This is a genomic window from Heyndrickxia acidicola (assembly GCF_001636425.1).
GTDB classification, from domain to species: Bacteria; Bacillota; Bacilli; order Bacillales; family Bacillaceae_C; genus Bacillus_AE; species Bacillus_AE acidicola.
Genome location: NZ_KV440953.1, coordinates 1,783,715 through 1,796,484, shown reverse-complemented (window position 1 = coordinate 1,796,484; position 12,770 = coordinate 1,783,715). Strand labels below are relative to the sequence as shown.

Annotated in this window: 13 protein-coding genes and 1 other annotated feature; of the genes, 12 read left to right on the top strand and 1 reads right to left on the bottom strand. The window is 37.8% G+C overall.

Features of this window, described 5'->3' with window-relative positions:
• Positions 1-307 precede the first annotated feature (307 nt).
• From spoIIGA to A5N88_RS08420, 4 genes are all read left to right on the top strand, one after another.
• The gene (gene spoIIGA / locus A5N88_RS08435; protein WP_066270371.1) at positions 308-1,234 is read left to right on the top strand and encodes a sigma-E processing peptidase SpoIIGA; all 927 of its coding nucleotides are present in this window, start codon (positions 308-310) and stop codon (positions 1,232-1,234) included.
• Between the two features lie 62 nt (positions 1,235-1,296).
• Positions 1,297-2,016: an RNA polymerase sporulation sigma factor SigE gene (gene sigE / locus A5N88_RS08430; protein ID WP_066264812.1), complete on the top strand. Its 720-nt coding sequence runs from the start codon at positions 1,297-1,299 to the stop codon at positions 2,014-2,016.
• A 606-nt stretch (positions 2,017-2,622) separates the two neighbouring features.
• Complete coding sequence (sigG, locus tag A5N88_RS08425; RefSeq protein WP_066264808.1) at positions 2,623-3,399, top strand: RNA polymerase sporulation sigma factor SigG; 777 nt, start codon at positions 2,623-2,625, stop codon at positions 3,397-3,399.
• A gap of 299 nt (positions 3,400-3,698) precedes the next feature.
• Entirely contained in the window at positions 3,699-3,977 is a 279-nt protein-coding gene (locus A5N88_RS08420) for a YlmC/YmxH family sporulation protein (protein ID WP_066270369.1), read from the top strand.
• 224 nt (positions 3,978-4,201) lie between these two features.
• Here A5N88_RS08420 and A5N88_RS08415 read toward each other — a convergent pair whose 3' ends face one another.
• The gene (locus A5N88_RS08415; RefSeq protein ID WP_066264807.1) at positions 4,202-4,753 is read right to left on the bottom strand and encodes a 3D domain-containing protein; all 552 of its coding nucleotides are present in this window, start codon (positions 4,751-4,753) and stop codon (positions 4,202-4,204) included.
• 258 nt (positions 4,754-5,011) lie between these two features.
• Here A5N88_RS08415 and pgeF point away from each other — a divergent pair, with 258 nt between their 5' ends.
• From pgeF to A5N88_RS08375, 8 genes are all read left to right on the top strand, one after another.
• Positions 5,012-5,839, top strand: a complete 828-nt coding sequence (gene pgeF, locus A5N88_RS08410) for a peptidoglycan editing factor PgeF (RefSeq protein WP_066264806.1) — start codon at positions 5,012-5,014, stop codon at positions 5,837-5,839.
• Positions 5,836-6,504 (top strand): YggS family pyridoxal phosphate-dependent enzyme, encoded by a 669-nt coding sequence (locus A5N88_RS08405; RefSeq protein WP_066264805.1) that lies wholly within the window; start codon positions 5,836-5,838, stop codon positions 6,502-6,504. Before pgeF ends, A5N88_RS08405 begins: the two co-directional genes overlap by 4 nt.
• An 18-nt stretch (positions 6,505-6,522) precedes the next feature.
• Positions 6,523-6,996, top strand: coding sequence for a cell division protein SepF (locus A5N88_RS08400; RefSeq protein WP_066264803.1), 474 nt, complete (start codon positions 6,523-6,525; stop codon positions 6,994-6,996).
• Between the two features lie 5 nt (positions 6,997-7,001).
• Positions 7,002-7,259, top strand: a complete 258-nt coding sequence (locus tag A5N88_RS08395) for a YggT family protein (RefSeq protein WP_066264802.1) — start codon at positions 7,002-7,004, stop codon at positions 7,257-7,259.
• Between the two features lie 182 nt (positions 7,260-7,441).
• Complete coding sequence (locus A5N88_RS08390; protein WP_066264800.1) at positions 7,442-8,218, top strand: YlmH family RNA-binding protein; 777 nt, start codon at positions 7,442-7,444, stop codon at positions 8,216-8,218.
• A gap of 226 nt (positions 8,219-8,444) precedes the next feature.
• The gene (locus A5N88_RS08385) at positions 8,445-8,954 is read left to right on the top strand and encodes a DivIVA domain-containing protein (RefSeq protein WP_066264799.1); all 510 of its coding nucleotides are present in this window, start codon (positions 8,445-8,447) and stop codon (positions 8,952-8,954) included.
• Between the two features lie 68 nt (positions 8,955-9,022).
• Positions 9,023-9,253 (top strand) — a binding site (T-box leader).
• A 157-nt stretch (positions 9,254-9,410) separates the two neighbouring features.
• Positions 9,411-12,170, top strand: coding sequence for an isoleucine--tRNA ligase (gene ileS / locus A5N88_RS08380; protein ID WP_066264798.1), 2,760 nt, complete (start codon positions 9,411-9,413; stop codon positions 12,168-12,170).
• A 162-nt stretch (positions 12,171-12,332) separates the two neighbouring features.
• Positions 12,333-12,614, top strand: a complete 282-nt coding sequence (locus tag A5N88_RS08375) for a TraR/DksA family transcriptional regulator (protein WP_066264797.1) — start codon at positions 12,333-12,335, stop codon at positions 12,612-12,614.
• Positions 12,615-12,770 lie beyond the last annotated feature (156 nt).

Sequence of the window (12,770 nt, the reverse complement as noted above, 5' to 3'; positions counted from 1 at the left end):
TGTAAATTTATGTTGATTGGAGCAGATAAGCGAAACTCTTGCTTAGAAAAGCGTGTTAGGGGAGACCCCCAGGAGCACGACGAGGCTTCCCTGCCATCAGCGATAACGAAATACCTGCAGCGTGCAGCGGAAATCAACAGGCAAGATTAACAGAGACAAACCTTTCAATAAATAGATTGACAAATTTCGAAACGATATATGAAAAGTTCTCCAATTTTACGCCCAGGAAATGACATACTTTTAAGGAGGATGTACGATATACTTTTTATAAATATTAGGAGGAATCATGCCGGGAAGGAGGAATGAATTGGTTGTTTACATGGATGTTATTTGGCTCTTAAATCTACTGGTCGATAGTATGCTGCTGTGGACTACCTCAATCATTTTGAAAAGAAAGGTTTCGTTGTGGCGTGTTCTTGCTGGGGGATTAGTAGGGTCTGTATTAATAATCTTGAGCATAACTCCTTTAGCTGTATATGCAGGCAGTCCTTTTGTAAAGCTGGGCTTTTCATTTTTGATGATTTTATCAGTATTTGGATTTAAGCGTCTAAAATACTTCTTTAGTAATCTCTTGACCTTTTATTTTGCGACATTTCTTCTGGGGGGAATATTGATTGGCACACATTATTTTTTGAATTTTAATCTTCAATTGAATTCCTCTATGTTTCTAGCGAGTATCAGAGGCTTTGGAGATCCTATTAGCTGGATATTTGTGATATTGGGTCTGCCGATTGCTTGGCATTTTTCCAAACAGAGAATTAACAGTTTCGAAATGGCAAAAATTCAATACGATCAAATTGTAAAAGTTCAGATTGAAATTAATGGTCTAAAATGTATTTTGCAGGGAATGGTGGACAGCGGAAACAATCTTTATGATCCTTTATCAAAAATGCCAGTTATGATTGTGTCAACAAGGAAAATTGAAGGCATGATGCCTGAGGATGTGTTAAAAATTACAGAGAATTCCGAAAGTGTTATGAATGGGACAGCATCGCTGCCTGCTGAATGGCATGAACGGATGAGATTTATCCCAGCACAATCTGTAGGAAAAAAACACCAGCTTTTGCTGGCATATAAACCTGATTCTATTGAGATTCAAACAAACCAGCAATGCTGGACTGTGAAAAAAGCACTTATATCATTTACTACTATGCAATTATCCAGTGATGATCAATTTCAATGCATTGTACATCCGAAAATGCTTACAGGCATTCCTAACAGCTCAGCCTCTTAAAAACATTTGCTATGTACTAATACTATACTCATATTCCCCGTAAATTAGAAGGAGGACAACGGATGAAAAATTTACGAATCAGGCTTTCGTATCTATGGTATAAAGTACTGGTCAAATTAGGCGTAAAAACGGATGAAATATATTATATAGGAGGAAGTGAAGCTCTACCTCCGCCATTATCCAAAGAAGAAGAAGAATTATTGCTGCAAAAGCTTCCTAATGGGGATCAGGCTGCGCGATCGTTATTAATTGAACGAAATTTAAGGCTGGTTGTGTATATTGCACGTAAATTTGAAAATACAGGCATAAATATTGAGGACCTGATTAGTATTGGCACCATTGGCTTAATAAAGGCCGTGAATACATTTAACCCCGAAAAAAAAATTAAGCTGGCAACATATGCTTCAAGATGTATAGAGAATGAGATTTTAATGTACCTAAGGAGGAATAATAAAGTACGCTCGGAGGTTAGCTTTGATGAGCCTTTAAATATTGACTGGGATGGAAATGAACTGCTGCTATCGGATGTATTGGGTACTGAAAACGACATTATTACCAAAGACCTGGAAGCAAATGTGGATAAGAAATTATTGTTTAACGCACTTCACCAGCTGTCTGCTAGAGAAAAACAAATTATGGAATTGAGGTTTGGTTTGCAGGGTGAAGAAGAAAAGACGCAAAAGGATGTAGCAGATATGCTGGGAATCTCACAGTCCTATATTTCCAGATTGGAAAAAAGAATTATTAAAAGGCTTAGAAAGGAATTTAATAAAATGATTTAATATTTTGTGGGAGACATCCATATAGTATGTCTTCCTTTTTTTTTTGAACAGGAAAAAAATTTTATTACGAGCTCGAAGCATCAAGCCAAACAGACCTCTGGTAATATTATTGCCCTATCGTTATGGAAGAAAGAACACATTTTTATGTGCCCTGGTGCAAGCATGGAGGTCTTTGTTTAAGTACACTATTGTTTTTTAGCTCATTCCTTTCTTTATTGTAAAATGAGCTAAAAACCGAGTAGTTATCAACATTGAAATTTAAAACAAATGGATTGGCTTTGTTACTGGACTCTGTTGCCTGATTATTGATTCAACACCAGTTGTTAATATGATAGATTTTGGTTCTATACACTTTTTTTCCGATTTCTCTTAATAGGAGCACGTTTTACCACGAGAGTAAAACTCATGTGGGGAATATAACAATCAATGTGTTAACCAATAAAAAAATATTTCTCATCATTTTTTCCATAAAACCCCTTTATTAAAACATTTTCACATAAACAAGCACGTTTTGAGAAGATGGTGAAGCAGGAACCTTATGCATAAATTTCCCACCCCAGGAGATACTTAATTTTGTACAGCAGCTCCTGTAAGGAGGGAAAAGACTTGAAGCGAAATAAAGTAGAAATTTGCGGAGTTGATACCTCAAAACTTCCCGTTTTAAAAAACGAAGAAATGAGGGAATTATTAAGGCAAATGCACGGAGGAGATTCATGGGCAAGGGAAAAGCTGGTGAATGGAAATCTGCGTCTTGTCTTGAGTGTCATTCAACGTTTTAATAACCGTGGTGAATATGTGGACGACCTATTTCAGGTTGGATGCATTGGTTTAATGAAATCAATTGACAACTTTGATTTAAGTCAAAATGTAAGATTTTCTACTTATGCAGTTCCAATGATAGTTGGTGAAATTCGCAGGTACTTAAGAGATAATAATCCAATACGGGTTTCACGATCACTTCGAGATATTGCCTACAAAGCTCTTCAAGTTCGGGAGCGGCTTATCAGTGAAACATCGAAGGAGCCGACAGCCGAAGAAATAGCAAAGGTACTGGATGTACCTCATGAAGAAATTGTTTTTGCCCTTGATGCGATTCAGGATCCTGTTTCGTTATTTGAGCCCATTTACAATGATGGTGGAGACCCCATATACGTGATGGATCAGTTAAGTGATGAAAGGAATAAGGATGTTAATTGGATCGAAGAGATTGCGCTTCAGGAGGGTTTAAGAAGGTTAAATGACCGTGAAAAATTAATAATACGGAAACGATTCTTTCAAGGTAAAACCCAAATGGAGGTAGCAGAGGAGATTGGTATTTCTCAGGCACAGGTATCAAGGTTGGAAAAAGCAGCAATCAAGCATATGAATAAAAATATACAATAGATAAGAGCTTCCTGTGAAAACAGGAAGCTTTTTTATTGAAGGTAAGCATAAAATTTTTTATTTAATAGGCTCTGTTAAAGCTGGAAGTGGATTGTACATCCATAATTGGAGCGGGTACCTTACAAGAGCTTACGAAAAGAGTCTCCACTACCGCCCGCGGAAAGCGAGTGCCTGTTACGAAAATCAACAGAGGGGTGCCCTCTTTTAAAAATTGAGCATGTCCTAACTTTTTTCATAAATAAATAGCAATTGCTGCATATATTTATTAGGGGGACGCAATCATGGAAAGAGGGATGGATATGGTTCGTATATCTGATTTTCAGGTTAAAGATGTTATTAGTGTGAGTGATGGGCGAAAACTGGGGAATATAAGCGATATTGATATTGATTTAGACACTGGGAAAATCGAAAACATTATAGTAGGTGGTTCAGGTAAAATATTGGGTTTTTTCGGCAAGGATGATGAGGCTGTTATCCCATGGGCCAGCATTGTTAAAATTGGAGCAGATGTTATCTTAGTACGAATGAGAGAGCAGAAATATACACAGCAGCAGCTCCAGGAGCCAAAAGAGCAATAATGTAGTCGAAATAATAATCATTCAAAAAGGTATTGGGTTTTTGTTTTCGAGTTTAAAAGAGGCATCAAATCAAAATGATTAAGATGCCCTGTCATGTTTTAAAGGGGTTGTTGTTAAAGGGACTTTGTTGTTTTTTAGCTCATTTCATTATTAGAAGTTAACATAGTCAAATAAAAAAACACCACGTAGGTGTTTTTTTATTTGAATTAGAAATTGGCTATTTATTAGTTATATACCTTAATGGTTACCGTTCTAGCACCCCATTGAAGAGCTTTTGACCTGCTTGATATAAAAAGATCAATTTTTTTTCCTTTAATGGCACAGCCTTTATCTCCTGCTATTGCAAGGCCATACCCTGGAACATATACCTTAGATCCTAATGGGATAATTTTTGGGTCAACTGAAATGACTTTTGCGTTTGGATGCTTCAATAAGTTAAATCCCGTTGATGTTACGCCGCTGCAGCCTTTGCAAGAAGCAGTATAGGCTGTGCTATTAACTGTTATGTATCGAAATGATTCCTTCGGCGAGCTCTGAGATGATGAAGATGAAGAAGAGGCAGAAGGATATAATTTAATCAGCTGGTTCACTTTAATCATGTCTGAGTTAAGGTGATTCCATTGTTTTAAATGGCTTATGGATACGTGGTATTTTTTGGAAATCTTTGAGAGAGAATCTCCGGATTTAACTTTATACACAGAAGCAGCGAAAGTCCCTTCAGATAATCCAAAAGAAAAGATTAATAGAGCAGCAATGGTCACTATTATTTTTTTCAATCGCGTTTTCTCCTTTTTTTATATAATGTAGGTACATCTTACCAATATAATGTGACAGGAATGTAACAAACACGTTCGAATTTCTTTACAATACTTTTACAACCGACATATTTCTTTAAACAGGGTTCTTTATAATTTGATAAATGAGGAAGAAATTGATAGTGGAAGATAGATTCATAGAATGAAAAACAACGAGTAATACTGGTATAATAAATGTACTAAAAGAACCGTTAATGGAGTTGGAAAGGGAGAGGGAAGATGCAGGAACCTTTTTTGAAACAAAAAGATGAATATTACATTATAAAAAGCTGGAATGATAGGAATAAAAAAGTGATAGCAGGTTTTACGACAAAGAACAATGGGGTAAGCAAATCATTTAATGGTACGTTGAATCTTGCTTTTCATGTGAAGGATAATCAGGAAGACGTTCAACAAAACAGGCACCATTTGGCAAGTGAATTGGGCTTTTCCATTGAGCAGTGGGTGAGTGCAGAACAAACACATGAAGTAAATATTAAAAAAATTGACGAAAGGGATAAATCGAAAGGGGCACTTGATTATGGCTCCAGTATTCCTCGAACGGACGGTTTTTATAGTGACAGTGAAGATATATTATTGACTATGTGCTATGCCGATTGTGTACCGATTTTTTATTTCTCGCCAAAGGCACAAAGGATTGGCGTTGTTCATGCTGGCTGGAAAGGCACCACAGACGGTATTGCGCAAAAAATGGCAGACATGTGGGCAGAAGAAGGCATTTCAAAAGAGGACATTTTGGCTGTGATTGGTCCAAGCATTTGCCAAAAATGCTATATAGTAGATGAAAAAGTAATAGATAAAGTTCAAAAATGGGTAATAGATTCTAAAGAAATGCCCTATAATGAAATTAGTACTGGACAATATGAACTGAATCTAAGAAAATTAAATCAAATTATCTTAGAAAATTCGGGAATTCCAGCAAGTAATATTTCAGTAACCGCATTATGTACAAGCTGTGACCAGGAAGAGTTTTTCTCTCACCGCCGCGATAAAGGCAATACAGGCAGAATGCTGGCTTTTATTGGGATGAAAGGAGAGTTGGCGTGAAGGTATTAGATAACCTCGCAGATATAGAAGAAAAGATTAGGATAGCCTGTGAGGCCTCAGGAAGGGATACAAAGGACGTAACCATTATTGCTGTTACAAAGTATGTAACCACTGAAAGAGCTTTGGAAGCTGTTGAAGCAGGCGTGCTGAATTTAGGTGAAAACCGGGATGATGGCCTCCTTGAAAAATGGAAAATCCTGAAGGATAGGCCAATCTGGCATTTTATTGGATCACTTCAAACAAAAAAGGTGAAAAATATAATTGATAAGGTTGCTTATATTCATTCTTTGGACCGAATATCTTTGGCACAGGAAATTGACAAAAGGGCTTCCGAGCCAGTAAATTGTTTTGTCCAGGTCAATGTATCGGGTGAAGAAACAAAACATGGAGTTAAACCTGATCAGGTGCTTAAGTTTATAAAGGAACTACAGAAGTTTGAAAAAATCAGGGTGATTGGCCTTATGACAATGGCTCCTTTGACCGACGACCAGACAGTCATCCGAAAATGCTTTAAGGAATTAAAGAAGCTGCAAAATGATATTCAGTCACTGCAATTACCGGCATCCCCTTGTACGGAGCTTTCCATGGGAATGTCAAATGATTACACAATTGCGATTGAAGAAGGAGCTACTTTTATTAGAATTGGAACGGCTTTGGTTGGCTAAAAATAGGAGGTGTGAAAAGTGGGATTAAAAACAAAGTTAAAAACCTTTTTCCTTCTTGATGAGGAAGAAAATGAAATTTTGGAAGAAGAAACGGTACAAAAGCAACCTGTTCAAGAGCCGATTAGGGAAACGATAAAAAGACAGCAGCCTGTAAATTCTTCACAGGCACCAAGGCAGAATGTTGTCAGCCTCCAAAGTGTACAAAAACAGAGTAAGGTTATTTTGGTAGAACCAAGAGTCTATGCTGAAGCACAGGAAATTGCGGACCATTTAAATAACCATCGCTCTGTGGTTGTAAATCTTCAAAGAATCCAGCATGACCAGGCATTAAGAATTGTTGATTTTCTAAGCGGCACGGTTTATGCAATAGGAGGAGATATCCAAAGAGTGGGAAGCAATATCTTCTTATGTACTCCTGACACAGTTGAAGTAACCGGAAATATTACTGAATTGCTCCAGGAAAATGATTTGCATGATTCGAGGTGGTCGTAAGCCAAATGGGAATGCTGCTGAGCCTAATAGTATATATTCTTCAAATATACTCATATGTATTGATCATCTACATTTTTATGTCATGGTTTAACCTTCGAAATACAACGGTAGGTGAATTTTTCGCCCGGATTTGCGAGCCATATCTTGAACCCTTCCGAAGGATTGTACCGCCAATTGGAATGATAGATATTTCACCAATTGTTGCATTTATCGTTTTGGATTTAGCGAGGAACGGAATCTATCAGCTATTTCAGTGGTTTTAAAAAAGGGCAGCTTTTAAAAGCGCCCTTTTCTTATTGAGCCAGTAAATTTTTATTGTAATCTTAAGCTAAGCGGAAAGCTGTGATATATACAGTTGGCGTGAATTAGCTTTAACAGTACGAAGTCCTTAAACAGACCTATACCTATACATTTACTATTTATTTTGTAAAGGAGAAGAAACCGGTTGGATACAATTTACCAGCATTTTAGACCAGATGAAAAAGAGTTTATAGATCAAGTGCTTAATTGGCGGCAGTCGGTGGAGAATACCTATTCTCCGAGGTTGACTGATTTTTTGGATCCTCGGCAGCAACTTATTGTTCATGCCCTTATAGGAAAGAATGATGACATAAAAATAAAAGAGCATGGCGGATATGAAAGTGCAGAGAGAAAAAGAGTCCTGCTTTTTCCGGATTATTATGTTCCAGAGGAAGAAGATTTCCAGCTCGCTTTAGTTGAAATAGATTATCCAAGTAAATTTGTGTCCATTGAACACCGGCAAATCCTTGGAACTCTCATGTCTATAGGGTTAAAGAGAGAAAAATACGGGGATATCTTGGTAGGGCAAGACAGGATTCAATTCTTTGCCGGAGAGGAGATATGCGAGTTTATTATCTCGGAAGTCCAGCAAATAGGAAAAGCTTCGGTTAAGCTTCTCAAAAAGTCTTTAGCAGAAAGGATAAATTCTCAAGAAGAGTGGATGGAAGTAAGTACTACGGCCAGTTCACTCCGTCTGGATGTTATTCTTTCAAGCATTTATAATATTTCCCGCCAAAAAGCGCAGGCATTGATCCAAAGAGGTCTCGTTAAAGTTAATTGGAAACAGGTGGAACAAACATCATTTACATGCGAAGAAGGAGATGTATTATCTGCAAGAGGCTATGGAAGAAGCCGAATTATTTCCATAGATGGCCAAACAAAAAAAGAAAAATGGCGATTGACTGCAGGCATCCTAAAATAATTTTGATTAAATTTGCAGGATATTCCCCAAAGCTGTCGAAATTCAGTATAATATAAATATGTGAAGAAAGTGTTATCGATAAAAAATTAATTAGCCATAATGCCTATTTTTACTTTCCCGTTTTTCTCTGTAAAAACTTCTGTAAATTAGGATGATTCAGTGCACATCCTTTTAAAGAGAAAAACAGGAGTGTAAGTATTTAAACTACTATTATGGAGGTGGCAATATGCCTTTAACGCCATTAGATATACATAATAAAGAATTCAGCAAGGGTTTTCGCGGTTATGATGAGGACCAGGTAAATGAATTTTTGGATCAAATTATAAAAGACTATGAATTGATGATTCGTGAAAAGAAGGAATTGGAAGAAAGGCTGGCTTCTTTAAATGAACGTCTTGGCCATTTTACTTCCATTGAAGAAACGCTGAATAAGTCCATTATTGTGGCTCAGGAAGCAGCAGAAGAAGTAAGAGGCAATGCTCAAAAGGAAGCAAAGCTTATCATTAGGGAAGCGGAAAAGAACGCTGACCGCATAGTGAATGAATCACTTTCCAAAGCCCGTAAAATTGCCTTGGATATTGAGGAATTGAAAAAACAATCAAAAGTGTTTCGTACCCGTTTTAAAATGCTTGTGGAAGCACAGCTTGATCTTCTTAAAAGTGATGACTGGGATACGCTTATGGAATTTGAGTTAGATGCTACAGAGTTTGATTTGGAAGAGGACGCGATTAAATAAAAAAAGAATCGGTCATTTAGGCTTGACGGGATAAAAACCTGTCACATATAATAATTTAAAATCATGATAATTAAACGATGACTGGGACAGTATATCTGTTTAATTCTTATATTAGCGAGCCGGTGATAGTGGAAGCCCGGCATAAGATAACAGCTGGAAGATCACCCATGAGTTCTTGACTTGAAAACCATTTGGTTAGTAGATAAAAGCGGGTCATTCTCGATATTGAATGATAAAGCGGACAATGACTATTCATTGTCTACCAGGGTGGTACCGCGGGAAACCTTCTCGTCCCTTTGTGGATGAGAAGGTTTTTTTTGTTTTTAGGGTAATAAAGAACATTCAGAAGCCTAATCAGTGCAGGAATGCATAAAGAAAATTTTGTCAATTATATGTAATGGCCTTATGATGATTCATTTTAACATAATTAGTTGTTTTATTTAGGAGGAGTAAAAGATGGAGTATAAAGATACCTTATTGATGCCTAAAACGGAATTTCCGATGCGAGGAAATCTTCCCAAAAGAGAACCTGAAATTCAGGAAAAATGGGAAAAGATGAATATTTACCAAAAAGTTCAGGAAAGAAATCAAGGAAAGCCATTGTTTATTTTGCATGACGGACCGCCTTATGCAAACGGTGATCTCCACATGGGCCATGCCTTAAACAAAACATTAAAGGACTTTATTGTAAGATATAAATCCATGACAGGCTTCAACGCACCGTATGTACCTGGCTGGGATACCCACGGCCTGCCAATTGAACAGGCATTAACTAATAAGGGTGTAAAACGAAAAGAAATGACAGTTGCTGAATTTCGAAAGCTATGTGCAGAATATGCCTATGAACAAGTTGATAACCAAAGGGCTTCCTTTAAAAGACTGGGAGTGCGCGGTGACTGGGAAAATCCGTATCTTACATTAAAGCCCGAATACGAGGCTCAACAAATTAAGGTTTTTGGAGAAATGGCAAGCAAAGGCTATATTTATAAAGGACTAAAGCCTGTATACTGGTCTCCATCCAGTGAATCAGCCCTTGCAGAGGCAGAAATTGAGTATCAGGATAAACGCTCAGCCTCCATTTATGTCGCCTTTAAAGTGAAAGATGGAAAAGGCGTGCTGGATAATGAAACAAAAATCATTATCTGGACTACTACACCTTGGACAATGCCTGCTAATTTAGGTATTTCAGTGCATCCAGATTTAAATTATGCCGTCGTTTTGGTCAATAATGAAAAATTTGTTGTGGCTGAAGCTCTTCTTGAAGAGGTTTCCAACGTACTTGAATGGGAGTCGCCAGAAGTGGTGAAAACTGTCAAAGGTCGCGATATGGAATATATTACAGCTGAACACCCTTTCTATGACCGCGAATCTTTAGTCATGCTTGGTGACCATGTTACAACTGAATCTGGAACAGGCTGTGTACATACAGCTCCTGGACATGGGGAAGATGACTTTATTGTTGGGAAAAAGTATGGCTTGGACGTTTTATGTCCCGTGGACGATAAAGGAAGAATGACAGCGGAGGCTCCAGGATTTGAAGGACTGTTCTATGATGAGGCTAATAAACCAATTACAGAAAAGCTTAAAGAGGTTGGCGCCCTTCTTAAACTGAATTTCTTTACCCACTCATATCCGCATGATTGGAGAACAAAGAAGCCGGTTATTTTCCGGGCAACTGCTCAATGGTTCGCCTCAATCGACGCTTTCCGTAATGAGCTTTTGGAGCAAATTAAAGAAGTGAAGTGGGTTCCATCTTGGGGAGAAACAAGATTATTTAATATGGTTCGTGACCGTGGGGATTGGTGTATCTCCCGCCAGAGAGCATGGGGTGTTCCAATTCCGGTATTCTATGCTGAAAATGGTGATGCCATTATTACAGAAGAAACAATCGAGCATGTTTCTGAATTATTCCGTGAGAATGGATCCAACGTTTGGTTTGAGCGTGAAGCAAAGGAGTTGCTTCCTGAAGGCTTTACCCATCCTGGAAGCCCGAATGGCCAATTCACTAAGGAAACAGACATTATGGATGTCTGGTTTGATTCAGGCTCTTCCCATCAGGGCGTGTTAGTTGAACGTGATGGACTTCAGCGTCCAGCAGATCTATATTTGGAGGGTTCTGACCAATATCGCGGCTGGTTTAACTCATCTCTTACAACCTCTGTTGCTGTTTCCGGCAAGGCACCGTATAAAGGAATTTTAAGCCACGGATTTGCACTCGATGGTGAAGGAAGAAAAATGAGTAAATCCTTAGGAAATGTTATTTTGCCTGGTAAAGTCATTAACCAAATGGGTGCCGAAATTGTTCGTTTATGGGTTGCATCAGTAGATTATCAAGCGGATGTTCGTGTATCTGATGCTATTCTTAAACAGGTTTCTGAAGTTTACAGAAAGATCCGTAATACTTTCCGTTTCTTGCTTGGCAACTTAAATGATTTCCAGCCTGATGCAAATAAGATCAGCTATGACCAGCTGCGCGAAGTAGATCAGTTCATGCTTGTAAAATTAAATCAATTAATCAAAACTGTTTGTACTTCCTATGAAAATTATGAATTCCCAAGCATTTATCATGCAATTAATAATTTCTGTACTCAAGATCTAAGTGCGTTCTATCTGGATTTTGCCAAAGACGTACTGTATATCGAAGCGGAAGATAATTATGAGCGCAGAGCGATGCAAACAGTCTTATATGAATGTTTAACAGTTCTTGCTAAATTATTATCACCTGTTCTTCCTCATACTGCTGATGAAGTGTGGGAATTCATTCCTGGAGTGGAAGGAGAAAGTGTTCAGCTGACGGATATGCCAGAGTACAAAGAGCTTCCGAATGCTTTAAAACTTGAAGAAAAATGGTCTAAATTCTTGGATCTTCGAGATGATGTATTAAAAGCATTAGAAGAAGCAAGAAATGCAAAAGTGATCGGAAAATCCCTGACTGCAAAAGTGACCTTGTATGTAAATAAAGAGATGAAGGAATTGCTGGAAAGCATTCATGAAAGTATGAACCAGCTCTTTATTGTCTCTGGTTTTGAAGTAAGAGGATCTAAGGGAGAAGCACCTGAAAATGCACTTGACCTTCAAAATGCTTCCATCGTAGTAGAAAAAGCAGAAGGTGAAACGTGTGAACGCTGCTGGATTGTTACACCGGAAGTGGGCAAAAATGAAAAGCACCCTACACTATGTCCGCGCTGTGCTGAAGTAGTGGAAAAAAATTATTAAAAGAAAAGCGTAAGCCGATTGCTAGTACAATATAAAGGAACCCCCAAAGGTAATTCTTTGGGGGTTTTGTATTATTTGTAACTTTTAGAAACAGTTACTCTTTAAACAATCCTAAAGATTGGGGATGATAAAATACAACAAACTGCATGGAGGGATAATGACATGAATGAGCAGCATGATGAACACTTTCGTTTTCTTCAAGCTTTAAAAGAAGAGTTAAGTGCATACGAGGCCCAAAATAAAAATATACAGCCCCTCATTCTGAAAGAACTGCAGGACATTGACAGTGCCTTATTAAAATTTCAGGAAGGAAGCTTTGGGATTTGCGAGATAAACGGAGATCCAATCCCGAGTTCCTGGCTGAAGAGTATCCCCACCATGAAAAATTCAGAAGAATGGAACCAGTTGCTTCAATATGGAAAGGTTACCATTCCTTTTAATTAATTATTAAGGCTCTTTTCGTAAATGTTTTTTCTATTGGGCACAGTAATATCAATATAAATATGTTCAATATTAAAACTTATGAAAAGCCTAAGTAAAGGTGCCACGAAGACAGACAACTCATGGAGTAATCCTTTATACGTAAAGCAAATCTATGTG